This window comes from Desulfuromonas svalbardensis (assembly GCF_055389415.1).
The window spans coordinates 2,749,526-2,768,433 of the sequence record NZ_AP042416.1; the positions used below are offsets into that span (position 1 = coordinate 2,749,526).

General features: G+C 41.2%; 17 protein-coding genes. 1 reads left to right on the forward strand and 16 read right to left on the reverse strand.

Going from position 1 to position 18,908, the window contains the following annotated elements; genetic code table 11:
* Positions 1 to 2: 2 nt before the first annotated feature.
* Together ACZ5KY_RS12380 and pheA are read right to left on the reverse strand one after the other, a co-directional pair.
* Positions 3 to 893 carry a prephenate dehydrogenase gene (locus tag ACZ5KY_RS12380; RefSeq protein ID WP_464244204.1) on the reverse strand — a complete coding sequence of 297 codons (891 nt, stop codon included), beginning with the start codon at positions 891 to 893 and terminating at the stop codon, positions 3 to 5.
* A gap of 9 nt (positions 894 to 902) precedes the next feature.
* Complete coding sequence (pheA, locus tag ACZ5KY_RS12385; protein ID WP_464244205.1) at positions 903 to 1,973, reverse strand: prephenate dehydratase; 1,071 nt, start codon at positions 1,971 to 1,973, stop codon at positions 903 to 905.
* A gap of 367 nt (positions 1,974 to 2,340) precedes the next feature.
* Between pheA and ACZ5KY_RS12390 the strand changes: the two genes are divergently transcribed.
* Positions 2,341 to 3,306, forward strand: a complete 966-nt coding sequence (locus ACZ5KY_RS12390; protein WP_464244206.1) for a glucosaminidase domain-containing protein — start codon at positions 2,341 to 2,343, stop codon at positions 3,304 to 3,306.
* Here the strand turns inward: ACZ5KY_RS12390 and ACZ5KY_RS12395 are convergent, their stop codons facing one another.
* The 14 genes from ACZ5KY_RS12395 to mutL all read right to left on the reverse strand — a co-directional run bounded on the left by ACZ5KY_RS12395 (position 3,307) and on the right by mutL (position 18,834).
* On the reverse strand, positions 3,307 to 4,344 hold the full coding sequence (locus ACZ5KY_RS12395; protein ID WP_464244207.1) for a polysaccharide deacetylase family protein: 1,038 nt from the start codon (positions 4,342 to 4,344) through the stop codon (positions 3,307 to 3,309). It abuts the gene before it with no gap.
* The gene (locus tag ACZ5KY_RS12400) at positions 4,334 to 5,782 is read right to left on the reverse strand and encodes an HD domain-containing protein (RefSeq protein ID WP_464244208.1); all 1,449 of its coding nucleotides are present in this window, start codon (positions 5,780 to 5,782) and stop codon (positions 4,334 to 4,336) included. Before ACZ5KY_RS12400 ends, ACZ5KY_RS12395 begins: the two co-directional genes overlap by 11 nt.
* Positions 5,783 to 5,845: 63 nt before the next feature.
* On the reverse strand, positions 5,846 to 6,190 hold the full coding sequence (locus ACZ5KY_RS12405; protein WP_464244669.1) for a histidine triad nucleotide-binding protein: 345 nt from the start codon (positions 6,188 to 6,190) through the stop codon (positions 5,846 to 5,848).
* The gene (locus ACZ5KY_RS12410; protein ID WP_464244209.1) at positions 6,168 to 8,378 is read right to left on the reverse strand and encodes an ATP-binding protein; all 2,211 of its coding nucleotides are present in this window, start codon (positions 8,376 to 8,378) and stop codon (positions 6,168 to 6,170) included. The genes ACZ5KY_RS12405 and ACZ5KY_RS12410 overlap by 23 nt, the downstream gene beginning before the upstream one ends.
* A complete protein-coding gene (locus tag ACZ5KY_RS12415) occupies positions 8,375 to 9,499 on the reverse strand; it encodes a metallophosphoesterase family protein (protein ID WP_464244210.1) in 1,125 nt (374 codons plus the stop codon). Before ACZ5KY_RS12415 ends, ACZ5KY_RS12410 begins: the two co-directional genes overlap by 4 nt.
* The gene (locus ACZ5KY_RS12420) at positions 9,496 to 10,263 is read right to left on the reverse strand and encodes a TlyA family RNA methyltransferase (protein WP_464244211.1); all 768 of its coding nucleotides are present in this window, start codon (positions 10,261 to 10,263) and stop codon (positions 9,496 to 9,498) included. Before ACZ5KY_RS12420 ends, ACZ5KY_RS12415 begins: the two co-directional genes overlap by 4 nt.
* 231 nt (positions 10,264 to 10,494) lie before the next feature.
* On the reverse strand, positions 10,495 to 10,818 hold the full coding sequence (locus tag ACZ5KY_RS12425) for a PilZ domain-containing protein (protein WP_464244212.1): 324 nt from the start codon (positions 10,816 to 10,818) through the stop codon (positions 10,495 to 10,497).
* Positions 10,819 to 10,856: 38 nt separating this feature from the next.
* On the reverse strand, positions 10,857 to 13,217 hold the full coding sequence (locus tag ACZ5KY_RS12430) for an AsmA family protein (RefSeq protein ID WP_464244213.1): 2,361 nt from the start codon (positions 13,215 to 13,217) through the stop codon (positions 10,857 to 10,859).
* An 89-nt stretch (positions 13,218 to 13,306) separates the two neighbouring features.
* Positions 13,307 to 13,639 carry a CxxCxxCC domain-containing protein gene (locus ACZ5KY_RS12435; RefSeq protein ID WP_464244214.1) on the reverse strand — a complete coding sequence of 111 codons (333 nt, stop codon included), beginning with the start codon at positions 13,637 to 13,639 and terminating at the stop codon, positions 13,307 to 13,309.
* 4 nt (positions 13,640 to 13,643) lie between these two features.
* Entirely contained in the window at positions 13,644 to 14,426 is a 783-nt protein-coding gene (locus ACZ5KY_RS12440) for a tetratricopeptide repeat protein (RefSeq protein WP_464244215.1), read from the reverse strand.
* 34 nt (positions 14,427 to 14,460) lie between these two features.
* Positions 14,461 to 15,753: a DUF512 domain-containing protein gene (locus ACZ5KY_RS12445; RefSeq protein WP_464244216.1), complete on the reverse strand. Its 1,293-nt coding sequence runs from the start codon at positions 15,751 to 15,753 to the stop codon at positions 14,461 to 14,463.
* 84 nt (positions 15,754 to 15,837) lie between these two features.
* A complete protein-coding gene (hfq, locus tag ACZ5KY_RS12450) occupies positions 15,838 to 16,071 on the reverse strand; it encodes an RNA chaperone Hfq (RefSeq protein WP_464244217.1) in 234 nt (77 codons plus the stop codon).
* Between the two features lie 19 nt (positions 16,072 to 16,090).
* Positions 16,091 to 17,020: a tRNA (adenosine(37)-N6)-dimethylallyltransferase MiaA gene (miaA, locus tag ACZ5KY_RS12455; protein ID WP_464244218.1), complete on the reverse strand. Its 930-nt coding sequence runs from the start codon at positions 17,018 to 17,020 to the stop codon at positions 16,091 to 16,093.
* Positions 17,017 to 18,834, reverse strand: a complete 1,818-nt coding sequence (gene mutL, locus ACZ5KY_RS12460) for a DNA mismatch repair endonuclease MutL (RefSeq protein WP_464244219.1) — start codon at positions 18,832 to 18,834, stop codon at positions 17,017 to 17,019. The genes miaA and mutL overlap by 4 nt, the downstream gene beginning before the upstream one ends.
* Between the last annotated feature and the right edge of the window lie 74 nt (positions 18,835 to 18,908).

An 18,908-nucleotide genomic window follows, 5' to 3' on the forward strand; every position in this document is an offset into this window, starting at 1 on the left:
ACTTACTGTTCCTTTGGATCAGGGTGTAAAATCGCATCGCGACTAATTTTCGATTGCTGAAAAAACGTAAACAAGCGCTCCATATCACCCTGGTCGATATCCTGCTTTAACTCAGCTAGAAACTGTTCAAACTGGGTAATCATCTCAAGCAAAGATTCACGATTAGTCAGTGCTATATCTCGCCACATCACAGGATCGGATGATGCGATTCGAGTAAAATCACGAAATCCTCCAGCAGAAAAATCGAGAATATTTTCAGGATAACGATCATAAGAGCTTACAGAGTTCACTAACGAATAAGCTATCATATGAGGTAGATGGCTTATCGCCGCAAGAATGCGATCGTGCTTGACAACATCCATCTTAACCACGTCAGACCCCACAGCACACCAAAGTCGTTCGACAATTGCCAGTGCAGTGCTATTGGTATTAGGTGTCGGTGTTAAAATACACCTTTTATCTTGATAGAGCTCTTTAAATGCCGCAGCAGCACCACTACGCTCGGTACCTGAAATGGGGTGTCCTCCGACAAAAAGAACATTGGAATCAATCGCCAAAGGTTCGAGGGAATCAACAACGGTTTGTTTAACACTACCCGTATCGGTCAAAATACTACCCGATTTCATATGAGTCAAAACGGAACGAGCAACGACTTGCATGCTGCCAACAGGAACAGCTAACAGGACAACATCAGCATCTTTTACCGCGTCAGCAAGACTTAGGCTCGCACTATCGATAATACCAAGCTTCTCAGCTAGCGCTAGGTTTTCATGATTGGCATCCCAACCAAAAATTGTTTCAACCGCTTTGGATTTCTTTAAGGCCAAAGCAAAAGAACCACCGATCAATCCAACGCCAATAATCGCTATACTTTTTACAATCATATCAGACATGACTTAAACTCATATAGTCTTCGGGTAGGAACCCAAAACCTTAATAAATTGGCAATAATTGGCGAGTTGTTCCACGGCATCATGGACATTTTCGTTTTCAATATGACCTTCAATATCAAGAAAGAAAATATACTCCCAAGCCCTTTTCTTTAACGGTCGACTCTCAATTTTAGAGAGATTAATTCCACGCTGACTGAAAGGTTCCAACATTCTTAACAAAATACCGGGCTCATCTTTAATACAAAACATGATACTGGTCTTGTCACGCTCACCAGGCTCAGGCAATTGGTTACTGATAACGAGAAAACGGGTAAAGTTACTCGAATTATCAGCAATATTAGCTTTGACTTGGCGCAGGTCATACTGAGCCCCCGCCATCGCACTGGCAATTGCCGCAGCACTTCGATCTCCAGCAGCAAGTTGTGCAGCAGCAGCAGTGCTGGCTACATCAATCAACGGAACATCTGGCAAATTTTCATCCAGCCACTTTCGGCACTGGGCTAGCGCCTGAGGATGAGAATAGACGCGTTCAATATCGGCCATATTGGCGGACATTGACAGCAGATCATGCGAGATCTCTTGTAAAATCTCTGCATTGATTTTCAGCTCAGACTCCATAAACATATCCAACGTATGGGTCACAACCCCCTCATTAGAATTCTCAACAGGAACAACCCCATAAGAAGCACGACCACGTGCTACCTCTTCAAAAACAGCGGGAATACTCTTTTGTGGAATAAGTTGAGCAGACAATCCAAATTGCTGCATAGCCGCAACATGGGTAAAGGTTGCTTGTGGCCCAAGAAAAGCGACCTTCATTGGTTGTTCAAGAGAAAGTGAGGCAGAAATAATCTCTCTAAAAACCCGCTGAATAGCATCGACGGGAAAAGGTCCCGGGCTTTGACTCCTTAGCCGCTCATAAATTGCCTGTTCACGGCTTGGAACGTAAAAAGATTTTTTGTTATTTTTCTTGGTTTTACCTACATCGATAACAACCTGAGCTCGCTCATTGAGAAGATCAAGAATTTGATCATCGAGAGTATCAATTTTCTCACGTAATGGCTTTAATTCATCTGACATCACACCTTCTCCTGTTCATCTAAACTGAGATATATCGACATGCTTACGTTAAAGCAGTAGGAACTATCATTTCATCGTTGTCGAACAATTTCTAAAGATACAAAGGCGTGAATTTACCCTATCAGTCGAAGAATTGCAATCTAAGCACCAAAACAATGTTTCATACTGTCAAATCTATCCCACACTTAAAGACAGTCCACGCTACATTTTGAGACATATTGTTAGTAATCAGATCAAACGAATTATGACGGACATTCAACATGTTGCATTAAAAGAAAACTTATGATATCTTAATTCGCTTTGAAATCGGCACCCATATAACAGGTAAAACACTGCCTTGTTACAACCTAAAATAAAGTTGAAGACCATGACATACTCACAACGTTTACAAGTAATGATCTGCTTATTCACAATGCTTCTCTGTGGTTGCAATATTCAGGATTCAACATCAGCAAATCATCCGCAAACCGTTAAACCTACTTCATATTCACAAATTCAGCTGGTATTTGACCAACTAGACTACAGGTGGACGACACTGGACCAGGGCGTTCCCGACATTACAGTGCACAACTTCCCTGCTGATTTATCAACTGTGCCCAATGTAAAACAAAAAAAACACTTATTTTTCCTCAGTTTACTGCCAATGGTATTAACACAAAACGAAAAAGTACTCCAACAACGCGAACAGTTAAAACAATTACTCGCCCAATATGACAAAGAGCAAACTCTCTCTACTCGCAACAAAGACTGGATTAAGCGTTTAATGAAAGAGTATCGCTTTAGCCACGACCCACTAAACAATAGCGAGCACCGTAAACAGCTATTAAGTCGCGTTGACATGATACCAACTGCTTTAGTTTTAGCTCAGGCAGCAAATGAATCCGCATACGGCACGTCACGCTTTGCGCAACAAGCGAATAATATTTTTGGCGAATGGACATTTACCCCAGGGACAGGCATCGTGCCAAAAGGTCGGCCTGCAGGGGAAACATATGAAGTCAAAAAGTTTTCGTCATTAAGCGATTCAATACAATCTTACATCAACAACTTAAACACTCATAATGCTTATTCCGGGCTACGCGCATCCCGTGAAACGATGCGCAGCAAACAACAGCCACTACAGGGCTTCTATTTAGCGGAAGGCTTATTGAGCTACTCCACACGACGTGACGCGTACGTTACTGAGATACAAACAATGATCAATTACAATCAATTGTCTCAACTGGCGCAACTTGAACTAAGAAATAAAGTGGCATTTGTTGCTGATGCTTCAATTCGTAAACCGTCAAAGAAAATTTCGGCTGACCATCGCAGAATCCATGATTATCTTTGATTATGGCCTGACCCACAAATGACTAAACCAATACCAGGAACGACCATCACGGCTTTGCGCCGTAATTGTATATTTATTACGCCTGCCACCCAGCGGCTGTTTTGCTACGACTCGGAACAGACCGCCGTCAATCTCTTCAACAGAAACGGGATCCTGCCCCTGTACATAGCAGCGTAAGCTGTTCAAATCAATCTCTTGATGCTGCAACGCAAACGTTAATTCCGGTGGATTTTGTTCCTGCACTACAGGGCCTTTAGGCTGCTGTACAATCACGGGCATTGGCAACATGGACAACTTACTTTTAAAACCATTAAACGTGGCGAATGGCCCACCCATGGGAAATCGAGGTAAACTATAAAAGGATAAATCTTTTGTCATGGCACCAGACTGCTGGGCTACCGCTGCCTTAAAGCCTAACTTTTCAACTAAGTGTTCAAGTTGTGGCGAATACTCACCATAGGGATAGGCAAACAGCTGCGGTTTAAAGTCAAGGTGATCAGAAAAAGCATCCGAAGCCTTTGTTATATCAGCGAGCGAATTAGCATACCAAGTAAGAGGCTCATTCACCTCTGTGGAAACAAAATAGGGGTGTGATGCTGAATGGTTACCGATTTCAACACCCTCTTGATGTAGTTGTCGCAATTGTGCCCAACTTAAATAACTCTTACCGCCAACAGAATCGGTATTGATAAAGAGCGTTGATGGAAAACCATACTGTTTGAGTAATGGTATTGCACCAGTCAAAAAGGTTAAATAACCATCATCCACAGTAATGGCAACACACTTATTGGGTAGTTCTTCACCACGTTTGAGCCGATCAACAATGTCACCTAAAGGTAAAACAACATAGTGGTTCTGCTTTAAATACTCCAGTTGTTGCTTAAATACTGGGAGTTCAATATTAGTAGACGGATAACGGGAATCACCAAAACGGTGATAAACAAAAACACTTGCATGCTGGGCCGCCCAACCGTAACTGATGCTCGAAATCATCAACAGCAAACACCACAAACCTATCAATAAAGTTCTAGTCTTCATCACTCTTATTTTCCCTAAAATTAGTTCTCAAACATCGTCTAATTGAATTACGGGCTTTGGGTGTAATCGCCCAGTCTAACCATTTTGGCAACACTGCCAGTGATGAAACTTTCTCTATTTTAACCTGATCGCCATCCATCAACGATGTCTTGAGTAACCGAGTTTGACCATTAATTCGTGCTCGATATGCGTAGAGACCAAGGTCCTCATGAATTTCAAAAGCGAAATCTAGGGCACAACTTCCCTCAGGAAGCATTCTTGAATCACCATTTGGTGTATAAACCTGAATCGTGGCCGACGCCAGACGCAAACGATCCACATCAAAGACAGATTCACCATCTAAGAGACTGCGCATCAAGCCATCAAAGTTCTCTTTTCTAAATTCAAAACCAGGTGCTAAAACTCCAGACTGATTAAATCGATCAAGTTTTCGTGTCGTGATTCGCACTCGCAAACGATACTCTCCTGCCTGAATTGTCGTTTTAATCGCCTGATAACCGTGCTGAGATGGTGCATTGAGATGATCACGTAATTTACCAGTAATCGGACAATACAGACGGTGAATCAAACCTAGAGCCATATAAGCATCCATAGATGAATCAACAAGAATATCGAGCGTATAAAGAGCACTTACGCCGCGCGTAACCCGTTGGGTTCCTTCTAGGGAAAATGATCTCCATGTATCGTTCAAAACAATATTCAACTTGTGACGGCTAAATTCGGTCACAATATCCAAACGAAGTTGTTTTAACGCAGGTTCAGAGCGACGCTTAACCTCTTCCAGGATTCGGCGGTATCGAGATGCTCGGCGAGGATAAAGGACCGACAGTGACAGGGCATCGAGTTCATCGGCAACTTTTCCCATGCCTAAATGGCGCGCTAGCGGAATATATACCTTACGTGTTTCATCGGCGATCAAGGCTTGCTTTTGTGGTTTTAATGCATCAATAGTACGCAAATTATCGATTCTATCCCAGAACTTCAAACACAAGACACGAATATCTTTTATCGCCATCAAGATCTGATTACGATAAGTCTCTTCTTTAAGCGCTTCACGACTGAGTTCTGAATCTTCAACCTTTGTCAGCCCTTTAACCAACAAAGCCACTTCAGTACCGAATTCATCCTCTACTTCCTCAATAGTAACGGGAGTATCTTCAACAACATCATGCAGTAATGCTGCAATAATAGAGGAAAACCCCATCCAGTGTCGTGCGGCGAGATGAGAGACCCTAAGAGGGTGAAACAAATAAGGTTCACCAGACTTTCTAACTTGTGCAGAATGAGATTCTTTAGCTAATTTAAAAGCCCCGTTCAACTTAATAATGCCGTTTTCAAGGGCATCGTCGGAAAAACCGCCTCCATGATGTGTAACCAAAAGCTCTGAAATTTCATCCATCAACTTTTGCATTTTTCGATTATTTTCATCACACAACATGATCTATTACCTCATTACACAACAGTAAACTGGACGAATAAACAACTCAACGTAGCGAACATTTTAACCTGGTGGCCATTGCATTTTTCTGCCACCAAGCAGATGGAAATGGAGGTGATCAACAGCTTGTCCCCCATCGTCATTACAATTATTTACTAAGCGAAAGCCTGAGTCACTAATGGTAAATTTCTTTGCCAGTTCAACGGCAACAAGGTGGATATGACCGATAAGCAAGGCATCATCGAGCCCAATATCATTAATTCGAGATATATGGTTGCGGGGAATGATCAGTAGATGAACTGGAGCCTGTGGATCAATATCTTTAAACACAAGAACCTTATCGTCGTCATAAACAATTTCTGCAGGAATTTCACCTCTGATGATTTTACAAAAGAGACAGCTGTCCACCAAGTTCATTTCCATAATCACGGTTTTCCTTTCGTTTCTTCGTCTTTCGCTTTGGTTGTTCACCAAGCGAGATCACATGCCAGAGACGCCTTCCTGCTAATTTATACAACCGTTCATCGTGGGTAAACATAATAATTTGATGATCTTCACTCATTCGTTCCAACGCATCAATGGTATCGACTAGCCGTGAAGAATCCAAATTAACCAGAGCATCATCTAGAAAAAAAGGCAAATATTCGTTGTGAGTTATATATCTGGTTACCGATAAACGAATAGCAAGACAAGCAACATCAATGGTACCACGACTTAGACTTGATAAAGGAACCCAATCACTACTCCGACCAATGCCTGCTAGGGAGACTGAAAAATCATCATGTATCTTCACACTACGGTACTTACCAAGGGTTGCTTTACTTAAATAGCATCCCATCTCTTTTTCTAATTTCGTTAAGTTTACTCTATGAAATTCTTCAATTGCTTCATTTAAAACCTGATTAGCACAACTCAAAACTTGCTTTTTTTCCTCAAGTTCAGCAACACGAGTTCGAAGTTGCACCTCACTTACATCTAATTTACCACAGTCATCTATGCGGCATTGCAACACTGCTCCTGTGCGAAGCAAAGAAAGTAATTCAGCTTCATCACTATGTATCGTGTTTTTCAGATCAGCAAGTTTCGCCTCCGCCTCAGGAATATCGCTAGGTGTTAAATGGCGCACATCACAACATTCCTCCTGTTCACCACAATCTGACATACCGGAGGTATTGGCGACACTCGTGTCAGCCGTAACGCCTTGATGAAGTTGATAGCGAATTTCACTTAATCGAACTAATATATGTTCATGCGCTTCGAGTATCTTTTTCATTTTAACAAGTTCAATTGCTGAACTTGATAAACCATGGCTTTCGAATTCTTCATCGAGAGCTTCTAAACGTGAGCGGTCCTCAGTGCGTTTTAATTCCACCTGATCTATTTTTTCTTGAACCAGTAATTGTGTCAACCGCTGTTGCCGGTAACGGAATAAAAATGATCCCCACAATGCCACACAAAGGAGACTAAACAGTGCAATAAAGAGTGTGTGTTTATCAGGAGAAAAATCCCATAAAACGACGATAACAAGCAGTGGTACCAAGGTAGCAAGGAGAGACTTTTTCCAACATGGTAAAGAGGTCTCCATTAACTCTTTACGAAATGGAGTTACCTCCTGCTGAAGGGAAATTAAATCACAACGAATATCATCAGCACTAGAGAGTAAGCGAGGTAAATCTTCAGGTATTTCAGCCGGCAACCCAGCATCTGTTAATGTTTTTTCTAACTGCTTGCATTCAGTAATCAATGGGTGGTTATCATTTCCACTGTCACCAGAATCAGATAAACTTACGGTAGTTTTATGCGCAGAACCATCATCGTCCCACTGTTGCTGAATCCAAACTAAATACTCAATACCACTTTCATAATCACTTCGATCGCGGTCTAGATTTTGTTCAAGTTCAACGATCTGCTGTTTCACCTGTTTTGATTCAAGCAACCACTGATTTATTTGTTCACGTTTTACATCAAGATCACTCAACAACTCATTTACGACATCAAGTTCACGTGGCGATGCCTTTAAACCATTCCATGGATCTTCACATGTAATGGCCAGATAATCATCCTGAAGTGATTGCCGAACGAGATCACAGTCACCGTGAATAAAGCCCGACAAGAGAATCCTTATTTGCTGTTCAATCTGTTTAGCACTGGAAGGGAAATCTCCTTGACCAACAAATAATGACGCACGAAAAAGCATTTCATCGTGAATCCCTAACGTCTTAGCTAAATACTCGCGATACTCTAATTGCTGCGGCGAGTGTTCTCCTACTGCAACCGTAGCAATAAAATGATCTTGCTGTTGATACATGTCATCAGATTGCCTTAACTCGACATGATCGTTATTAATATTACGCTCGATTAAAACATTATTCCGCTGATTCTCTAAAATCAAGGCTGCACAGGTTGGTTCACTTTGCCCCCAAGGCTGAAACCGTTTTTTTTCATTACAACCAAAGAGGATCGCAGGAACTGATTCCATCATTGTCGACTTACCAGCTTCATTGGGGCCAATGACTAGATTCATACCGCGACGAAATTCGTAGGATTTGTCGTTAAATAAGCCGAAATTTTTCAATTCGAGGCTGCGAAGAATCATAATCCTGCCCCACTATTTTCGCCTTGAACTGCGTTAAACCGGTGCAAAAGATCACGTAATGCAAGTTCATAAATCCTCTGCTGATCAACATCATTGGTACTTGCATTCATAGCTATAAATCTTTGTGCCAACTTTCCTCGTACTGTATTTTCTTTTGCCATTGATTTCAAATAACGGCTATTAAGCAATGAGGTATGGTCAACAATGTCCAAATAGGTAAACATATTTTGACATTGGCTCACAATGCGACTCAGCGTTAATGGATATTCGATATGACCAATTAGTTCGACCTGTAAGACTAGGCCTTCCTGAGCCAGAGCAACCACCGCAGCACAAATATCCCTTTCATCGAAATACTCAGAGATATCAATGCAGGCATAATCAAACAATGATTGTTGTATTTCAATTTTTTCAACTTCGACCCGGTGTTGATCCAAAATAACGAGCGCACAGTACCGAGGCCCTTTTTCCGAAAAATCGACTGCCTGTGGCGAACCTGGGCAAAAAGCAAGAACTTTACCATCATCCACCAATTCAGAGGGGTGACGACACCCTACGGCAACATAATGATGATTTAAAGCTTGAATTGATTCTTTATGATGAATCAAAAAATCATAGTACGGGTTTGAGAAATTTGCACCTGAAACAGCCTTTAACAAGATACCAATACGATAAGAAACCAGCGATTCACATGGTATCGTACTTGATGGTGTCGTCTCACTTGATAGCGGCAGATTCAAAAGATGCAGATTGACCGTTTCAGCACCAATAACCAGCTCTATTGGTGTAGTCCCGTTTTGTGAAACGTAATAACGCTCCAAACCATCGACAACCTGTTCGCCAACCGCATCATTGTTTCCACGATAGAGTAAAACTGTAATTCCCTGCTCCTCAAGCCGTAGCAGTCCAGCCTGTACTGCATCAAGCCATTCAGAATCAGGGTTTGCACCAAAAAACAAATGATCTAAAACAACAAAAAGGTCGACCTGACGCTCAAGAGCTAAGTCAATGAGAGCATTAAATGTCGCCAGTCGGTGATGATGATGCTTGTCACTAAAGTCATTGGCAAAGGAAGGCAATGCACCTAGATCAATATCTGATGTATGTAAAATCTTTATCACTTCGTTATAATCTCGGTAATATCACTACGATATATAAGATGAATAAGAAACTCTCGATTGCCTTTTGGCCCCAATAGAGAACTATCTGCAACAGATCCGACCCGACAACCTAGCTTCTCAGCTAATATTTTTATCTTTTCAATGACCTCATTGTGTTGATTCGGGTCACGAACAACCCCCCCCTTACCAACCATCCCCTTACCCACTTCAAATTGTGGCTTAATCAAAGCAACAATGTCACTATTAACATCTAGGAGAGACAATGTTGGTGGCAACACCTTGTCAAGAGAGATAAATGATGCATCGATTACAGCTAAGCTTGGCCGTTCATCAAGTTGTTCAACAGTCAAATCACGAATATTTGTCCGTTCAAGATTAATAACACGCTCATCTTCTCGTAACTTCCAAGCCAATTGACCGTAGCCAACATCAACCGCATAAACTTTTTTAACACCCTGCTGCAACAGACAATCTGTAAAGCCACCCGTTGAAGCACCAACATCAATAGCAATACGACCAACAACGTCTAACGTGAATGCTGCTAAACCACCAGCAAGCTTTAACCCACCACGAGAAACATAGGGGATATCCGCGCCGCGCAAACGGATCTCGGCTTCACAATCAACTTTAGTCCCAGCTTTATCAATCACACGATCGAAAACAAGAACTTTACCAGCCATAATCATGGCCCGAGCTCGTTCACGTGATAAACATAATCCGCGATCAACCAACAACTTATCTAAGCGTTCTTTGAATGGTGACATATATTAAAAACTTCATTTATAAAGAGAAAAATAAAAGATAACCGACGTATAATCCAGAATAAAATAGCACAGCTAAGCTATAACCAGCAACAGGTCACAACGGTAGAATGTTAATTAATGTATTCGTAGTGTGGTTAATTAAGCGAGAGGGGGGGTATTATTTTGATATATTGAAATAGTAATAGAAAGAAAATTATCATGGCAGGCAGAAACACACGGATTATTCACGATTCAACGGAAAAGACTTAAAAAAACTTCACGACCATTAGTGAAATTAATGATTTTAACGCCCATTCCAGCGTGTTTCACCTTACGTAGAAGGTTAGGCGGAACTTTCCGTGCCCAATGGACACGACCTTCAAGTCGAATTAATTCACCACTCGGCGCTTCAATTTCTAGAAGCAATACCGTGCCTGGCTTAAAAACGACAAACGACTTAAGACACAAACCAGATTCAGAGATATCAGAAGTAAAGCCAACCTTAGACGGAAATTCTGGACCATACATGACCCGAATTCTTTTAGTAATCCTCAACTTTCTACGTTTATCAACCATAATTCTATATCTCCATTATTTGGGTAGCTAAAACCAAACTATTTATCCAATAGCCCCTCAACCGATTCAATCAATTCGACCTCAGCATTGCCTGTCGAGAGATCAGCCTCACCTTCAACACGCTCTTTCAGCTCATCAATAACAACATCGCCAACATGCTGCAAAACAGAACCACTGGCTTTCTCGATATTGATATTGACATGGGGCGCATCTAAGCTCCCAGTGACAGACAGGGGCACAAGGCTCCAACCGTCACGCTCCTGTAAATATGGGATTAATTGAGGGTTAGAACCCAACTCTGCAGCCAATTCAGGGGATAAATAAACCGCCACTTGCGCCGCCAAAGCTCCACGATACTGCCATGTCCCCTTAGGATGAATCCGTGAACGACTGCCAAGAAATTGAGCATCGTAATGAATCTGTCCACCTGTCTTAAGTTTAAAGGTTCCACGCCCTTCAGAAAAACGGAAAATTTGAAATTCAGAAAGACCAAAAAAAACCGACAGCTCATCCATCAACGCAGTACCAGACATATCACCATTTTCAATTTCAAAGGTACCAGAACCGGAAAGATTCTGTTGAACACGGAGCTTTTGCGTTCCAGCACCACTGTAATCAACAGAAACAGCTAAAACTCCAGAAACAGAACCCATCATGCTTGTGTCGAAGGCTTTCGACAACCCTTCTAGCTGTAGACCACGGCCCGTTACATGTCCACCATAAGCATAACCTTGTTGCGTCAGATCAACGTGACCACTTGAATCAAGCGTACCGTCAGCAACAGCACACGAGAGTGAATCATACTGAAAGATATTGTTGCGCAAAGAAAACTGACTTTTCAAAGTGGAATAATCAATATTTCCCACTTTAACACTATCAATTGATAACGCTCCAACGACATCAAAGGGTAACTTTACAGCACTAGGTTCAGTCAACTCACGCGATGTTAATGTAAAATCTTCGGTACGATTCCCTGCCTCACCAAAGTCAGAACGTAACCGAGTTGTGGTGGTGTTAAAATCAAAAGTTTCTGCGCCAACCTCAACTTCAATCATTGGCCGGAGAGCCCAAATATCGTTGCTTACTAAGTTGAGATGAAGAGTATTATCACCCAAAACAAGGGATAAATCATCTGCAACAAATGTATCACCAGAGGTCTTAATTGTCCCTGTAATCGAAGGACGAAGATTATCAATACTTGCTTGAACAGAATCTAGAGTTATTGTTGATTGCTGAATAATTTTTTTAAAGTCGAAACTATGGCCACGTAATACAAGATCAAGGTTAACATCGCCAGCAATATCATAACCCGAAAAGGACGTAGCAAAGTCGCGAGGTAATAGCGCGTGACTTTTCCTAAGTGACAATTTCGGTATGGTAACATGAAGATCAATATCAGGAGTTTCTTCCACAATGGCCAAATCACCATCAATATTAGCTTGCATACCATCATAATCTAAATGAAGTTTTTTAATTGTCATCTTCTGCTGTTGACTGAATAAAACATCAAACTCAAGATCAACTTCCTTAGCCTGTATGGAGAGATCAGAATACGTTGCTGAGGAATAATCAAGTTGCCGAAGCTGAAGATCACCCGTCGAAGCAAGTGAATTACGATCAATATTAAGACGAGCATCCATACTAAGAATTAAGTCATCAATACGACCATTGATCTCACTGCGATAATAAGGTTGAAACGGAACCATCTCTAGATGATCAATAACAAAATCGAGATCGTAGCGTTGTTGATTTAAGTTAACAGTTCCTTCGGCATCAACCGGGGCATCGTTAATCTTGCCCCATAATTCAAAAGAAAAATCATTATTAAGGGAGAAATTGGTTAAGTGAAGATCAAAATCGGTCAATTTGTATCGATGGGGAGCCGAACCAAAGCTGTAATCTTTAAACAACACCTCTCCTCGCTGAATATACAGATGAGAGATAAGAATATTCATATCTGAAGGAAGATCATCAGCAAAAGAAGCATGTTCTTCCGCTGTTCTTTTTTGAGTAAAGAAATCGTAGAGATTAATGCTACCACCCGGATAGCGTTCAACATTAACACGTGGATGTTCCAAACGAATTTCATCAATGACAATCCGCTGAACAAACAATGGTAAGATCTGATAACGTAAAACGACTTTATCGGCGGCAAGAATCATTGCACCATCAACGTTATTCAGCAATTCAAGATTGGACAGAGATACACCTGAAAAGAGACTTACATCAACCGATTCAAGATTTATATCACAGTGAAAATAACGTTCAACAACAGGAACAAAAACAGTTTTTATACGTTCAGGTGTAATGACAAGACGTGCCAAAACAAACAAAGTAATCAAAACAAGGAAAGATCCAAGAACAAAAAGACTCACATATCGACGAACCTTGGTTGGCATCTCCCCTCACTTTCCAGTTCAAACTAAACTATATAGAAGGATTTAATTATGCCAAATGTCTAATATAATAGCAAGATTCCGCTGATTTTTTATTCATGATCGCGTTTGAATGATTTAAGTATGTTGGCAGGCAAACTTTGCCAACTTAGGGGACCAGTGTATGATTTCATAAATTCGACATAAGCACACTGCTGTGGCAACACACCCATTTTAACAATTTCAGGAGTAAGTGCGACACAACCATCTTTCAATTGACACCGCTGTGGATAGATCTGGCATAAATTTATTTTTTCATTCAAATACTTACATGGAATATCGGTGAGATAATATTTACCCCGGTACTCAATCTTTTCATAACAACATTGACCGCAACGCCGGCATCTCTTTTCCCATTCTTCATACCCGTTTTTGTCAACAAACATACTGTTAAGAATCTTTCAACGCCGTCAAAACCGCTTTAACTTCAACAATAATATCCGCTGCTGCGTCACTATGTTCTAGTTCTAAAAACTTCTTAAAACAATGACGAACCTGATCTTCATCATCACTGTCAAAAGCAACATAGCCAAGCGTTAACCATGCCGGTGCAAAACATGGATCAAACTGAATAGACTGCTGTGCAAATAATTTAGATTGCTCCAAATCACCTTCATCATAATATACTTCGGCTAAATTACTCGCAGCCTCAGGATCCTCACCATCAACTTTTAGGGCGCGATGAAACCAACTTTTTGCCTCGTTAAGATCATCCGCTTCAAGTGCAAGGTCACCCAACGAATTGAGCGCACTCAATGTATCATCATCAAGGTCTAGTGATTTCAGAAAACAAATTTTTGCTTCTTCATTCTCCCCCTCAGCAACCAAGATCAAACCGATCCGGACCCATGCTTCCGCTGCAGCATCAGTACGTAGAAGCAATTGCTTGTAATAGGACTGCGCTTGTCCAAATTCATTGGCAGCAAAATACTCATCTCCAAGAGCAAACAACACATCATCACTAACGCTATCAGCTGCCGAACGCTTCAATAAAAGGTCAAGAGCCTGTTTAGAACGACCCGTTTCCGATAAAGCTTCAGTGAGTAACACCAAAATTTCATCATTTTCTGGATAACTACTATATGCAGTTGTTAAGTGTTTCACTGCCGAATTTGACTCTCCGCGTTCTAACAATAATATTGAACGATCTATAACTTGTGCTGCTGATTCCATTCTTACCTCTCCATCAACCGATGCACACCCCCAACTAGGACTGTGCTAAACATTCAAGAAACTCCAACACTCCCCACGGTGAGGCAGGAACTTTAGCGATATCAACATTGAGTCGATCAGAAATCTGCTCCAAACTCATATCGTCTAGCAGAACTTCATCACCTTCACGACAGATCACATCAGGCAAAATAAGTGCTGCCCCAAGCTTAATACCAGACAATTGGTCAACAATATCACAACCAGCCAGGAGTCCTGTAACCGTCACATCTCCACCAAAAAAATGGTTAGAGATCACCTTCACCTGCAATTCAGCCCCAGTTTTTTCATTCAGAGCTGCGACAAATTGTTCAACTTCAGCAAGAGAAGAAACACCCGTTACGAGGGTTGCGGTGAGGCCTTTAAAACTACCTGCTTCGTTGACAACATCAATGCTATCACGACGAAATAACGGAACCAACCCCACCCCATTTTCAAGCAAAGCAAGATCTTCATATGACTCAAGAGGGGGAAATGGAGTTTCTGACTTGAGGTACAACTCATCCGCTGCAAAAACAAAACGGGTGCCATACTTCTGCATAAAAATCACTTGATATTCATGAATTGTGATCAGTACGTCACGAGCTTCTGTCGTTGTAAAAGCACGTAAAGGAGCAAGCCCTTCACGGTACCCAGTTAAACCAACAGGAACAATAGCTAAAGATAACACACCTGGATAAAGATGAACCAAATCATCAATACTTTGGTCTAAATAATCATGATCATTATGCTGAGGACAGAGCACAATCTGAGTATGAAGCTGAATACCACCATCAATCAAACGTTGCAGTATCGGTAACACAGGGGGAAGTTCACGACCTAGTAATTCACTGCGTTTTTTAACATCTGTTGCATGAATAGAAACATACAGTGGCGACAATTTTTGTTTCAGAATGCGTGTAATATCTTCTTCTGTCAAATTCGTTAAACTGATATAGGCTCCATACAGATACGAAAACCGATAATCGTCATCACGAACGTATAAGCTTTTCCTTAACCCCTTAGGTAACTGACGAACAAAGCAAAATTGACAATTATTCGAACATTGCCGCGGTTGTGGATGAGCAAATTCGAGACCGATCGGATCATCTTCATCGCGCTCAAAATCGAGTTCCCATAATTCACCATCTCTTTTAACTATATCAATCACAAACTCTTCACCATGAGCTTGTAATTGATAATCAATTTGATCAGAGATGGACTCACCATTTATCGACACGACTGAATCACCCGCTTCAAGATCTAGCTCTTCAGCAATACTACCGGGTGTAACGGCTTCAATTTCAAGCATAATAATCCTAAAAAAGACAGGTCCCCACTGAATTTCAGCCGAGGACCTGTTATGTGCAATAAATATTTGTTATGAATCAGACCGCTAATCGCGCCCGCCATGTAATTTAAACAGACCGTCAGCTGACGTTATGGTAGAAATTGCATGTTTATAAAGTAGAAAATCACTTCCACCTTCGATAAGAACACAAAAATTATCAAATGATTTGATATAACCCTGCAGTTGTTCACCAGACATCATAACAACATTGATCTTTACGCGTTCCTTACGTGCCTGATTGAGATATTGATCTTGAATGTTAAATGGTGTTTTCGCCATATTCCCTTACTCCTTCATTTCAATTAAATAAAAATCTATCAATCCATTTCAAAATACTAACAAAATCATCGTTGTAATCAACCCAATTTACCGATTTATCTTTACGGAACCACGTCATCTGACGTTTTGCATAACGTCTAGAATCCCGCTGTATCCAACTAATTGCGTCATCGAGGGATAACCCTTCACACAGATGAGCCACAATCTGCCGATAACCAATCGTCTTCATTGATTTTAAATCTGCACCATATCCTCTAGCAAGCAATTGCTGAGTCTCTTCAATAAGACCTGATGTCACCATCGCATTGACTCGATGATTTATTCGATCATAAAGCAATGGGCGCTCAACCGATAGTGCAAATTTAAGTGCTCGATATGGCTGCTCCATAAATCCGTGCTGCTTTTGCAATTCAGAAAGTGGTGTACCCGTTGCTTCAAACACCTCTAAGCCACGTACAATCCGTGTCAAATCACGACAATGTAAAGCATGAGCCAAAGTTGGATCAACTTCAATTAAACGCTGATGTAGGATACCCTCTTCCATCGATTCATCAGCAAGCAGTTGAGCCCTAAGTTCGCCATTTTCAGTGGGACCATCGAGCAATCCTTCGGTCAAGGCTCGTATATACAATCCTGTACCACCGACAACGACAGGTATTTTTTTTCTACTCAGGATATCTTTGATCGCAACATGAGCAAGCCGTGTAAAATCAGCAACACTAACATCCTGATCGGGATCAATAATATCAATTAAATGATGACGTACCACCCGCTTCTCATCAGCTGTGACTTTCGCTGTACCGATATCCATCTGACGATAGACTTGACGCGAATCAGCCGATACAACCTCAACAGGGTAATGCTCAGCTAATTTCAGAGCAAAATCAGTTTTACCTGATGCCGTCGGACCGCCAATAACAATAATTGGCATTTTTTCATCAACCATCATATTCGCCGAAACATCTTTTCAACTTCATTTAATCGTAAACGCTGCAAAATCGGCCTTCCATGAGGGCAATGTTGATTAAAATCTACATCATCAAGTTGTTGAAGCAAAGCCTTGATTTCAACAACCTCTAGTCTTTGGTTAGCACGAATCATGCCATGGCAGGCCATCTTAATCAAGACAGCATCAAATGCATCGTGAGTTAAAGCACTGTTACCCACAGTGTTTAGTTCAGCAAGAACATCGCACACCATTGATTTCACATCATTTTCTACTAAAAATACTGGAACCGATTTAAGAGCCCAACTTAACCCACCAAAATGCTCTAACTCAAACCCTAAACGCTTCATTTGGTTGTTCTGTTCCCGCAATTCAGTGTCCTCACGTATACTTAATTCAAGAATTTCGGGAAATAACAGCTCCTGAGCAACAATTTCACCAGAGGCGTATTGTTTTTTAAAGCGCTCATAGCCAATTCTTTCATGGGCTGCGTGTTGATCAATTAACACTAAATCGTCACCATCCTCACATAAGATGTAACTCATATGATACTGCCCAATAATGGTTAATGATTCAAAATATCCTTTATCATCAACGAGCAGAGGAGGTGATTGTTGATCAACATCACTTAACGGTTGTGCTTGATGCGGCGCAGCACCGTACTCAACCGTTGGTTCAGAAATGTAATTATTATGTGAAGCACTCTGTCCTCCCAGCATAGGAATAACGGATGAATGTTTAATTCTTACAGATTCATGCTCAATATTCTCTATATTAAGAGTTGAGGAGACAAAGGGCATACTTGCAATAGACGGCAGTTCACGTGAAGAGTCACGCAATACACTACGCACTGACTGACTTACAAATTGGTGTACTGAACGTTGATCGTGAAAACGCACTTCATGTTTCGTCGGGTGAACATTCACATCGACCATTTCGGAGTCTAACTGCAAAAATAAGACACAAACAGGATAACGACCCTTCATCAACAGCTGTCGATAACCCTCCATAATAGCATGATGCAAAACACGATCTTTAACAAAACGACCATTAACAAAGCTATAAATAGTTGCGGTTGTCGAACGGTTTACCGTTGGACGAGCGACAAAACCCGACAGTTTCAACAGACCTTGATCACAGTCAACAGGAAGAAGTTCATCAACAATTGTTCGGCCAACAACCATAGCCACCCGATCGAGAGAGCACTTTTGACGAAACAAATCTAGAACACATCGACCATTATGAAACAACTTAAAATAAACAGAAGGATGAGCTAAGGCTAAACGAGTGACTATTTCTGAGATATGACCAAATTCGGTTTCATCTTTACGTAAAAACTTTCTTCGAGCTGGGAGGTTGAAGAAAAGATCCTTCACCTCAAATATTGTTCCGCAAGGAACACCTACTTCAGCTGTATGTTTTACCTGTCCACCAACAATATCAATTTTCAAACCACAATCATTGTCTTCACTTCGACTTATTACTGACAACCGTGACACCGCTGCAATTGACGGTAAAGCTTCACCACGAAAGCCATGATAAACAAGATGAAAGAGATCATCTTCAGTTTTAATTTTACTCGTTGCATGACGTTCAAAGCACAAAAAGAGATCATCGTGTCCCATACCGCAACCATTGTCTGTAACAACAATCTTTTTTTTACCACCGCGATCAATTTCTATAACAATTTCGTCGGCCCCCGCATCAAGAGAGTTCTCGACCAACTCTTTAACGACTGAAGCAGGTCTTTCCACCACTTCACCTGCTGCAATTTGATTGCAAAGTTTTTCAGGTAATATTTTAATCTTTGAGTTCATTGCTGAGACAAATTCCTAAATTAATCAGTGTCAGACAAAAAAGGCCGGCTAAGCCGGCCTAAAATTACTTAACA

Excerpts from the sequence above, each read along its gene's own strand:
- ACZ5KY_RS12380 (WP_464244204.1), bottom strand. The coding sequence starts at position 893 with ATGTCTGATATGATTGTAAAAAGTATAGCGATTATTGGCGTTGGATTG.
- pheA (WP_464244205.1), bottom strand. The coding sequence starts at position 1,973 with ATGTCAGATGAATTAAAGCCATTACGTGAGAAAATTGATACTCTCGAT.
- ACZ5KY_RS12390 (WP_464244206.1), top strand. The coding sequence starts at position 2,341 with ATGACATACTCACAACGTTTACAAGTAATGATCTGCTTATTCACAATG.
- ACZ5KY_RS12395 (WP_464244207.1), bottom strand. The coding sequence starts at position 4,344 with ATGAAGACTAGAACTTTATTGATAGGTTTGTGGTGTTTGCTGTTGATG.
- ACZ5KY_RS12400 (WP_464244208.1), bottom strand. The coding sequence starts at position 5,782 with ATGTTGTGTGATGAAAATAATCGAAAAATGCAAAAGTTGATGGATGAA.
- ACZ5KY_RS12410 (WP_464244209.1), bottom strand. The coding sequence starts at position 8,378 with ATGATTCTTCGCAGCCTCGAATTGAAAAATTTCGGCTTATTTAACGAC.
- ACZ5KY_RS12420 (WP_464244211.1), bottom strand. The coding sequence starts at position 10,263 with ATGTCACCATTCAAAGAACGCTTAGATAAGTTGTTGGTTGATCGCGGA.
- ACZ5KY_RS12425 (WP_464244212.1), bottom strand. The coding sequence starts at position 10,818 with ATGGTTGATAAACGTAGAAAGTTGAGGATTACTAAAAGAATTCGGGTC.
- ACZ5KY_RS12430 (WP_464244213.1), bottom strand. The coding sequence starts at position 13,217 with ATGCCAACCAAGGTTCGTCGATATGTGAGTCTTTTTGTTCTTGGATCT.
- ACZ5KY_RS12435 (WP_464244214.1), bottom strand. The coding sequence starts at position 13,639 with ATGTTTGTTGACAAAAACGGGTATGAAGAATGGGAAAAGAGATGCCGG.
- ACZ5KY_RS12440 (WP_464244215.1), bottom strand. The coding sequence starts at position 14,426 with ATGGAATCAGCAGCACAAGTTATAGATCGTTCAATATTATTGTTAGAA.
- ACZ5KY_RS12445 (WP_464244216.1), bottom strand. The coding sequence starts at position 15,753 with ATGCTTGAAATTGAAGCCGTTACACCCGGTAGTATTGCTGAAGAGCTA.
- hfq (WP_464244217.1), bottom strand. The coding sequence starts at position 16,071 with ATGGCGAAAACACCATTTAACATTCAAGATCAATATCTCAATCAGGCA.
- miaA (WP_464244218.1), bottom strand. The coding sequence starts at position 17,020 with ATGATGGTTGATGAAAAAATGCCAATTATTGTTATTGGCGGTCCGACG.
- mutL (WP_464244219.1), bottom strand. The coding sequence starts at position 18,834 with ATGAACTCAAAGATTAAAATATTACCTGAAAAACTTTGCAATCAAATT.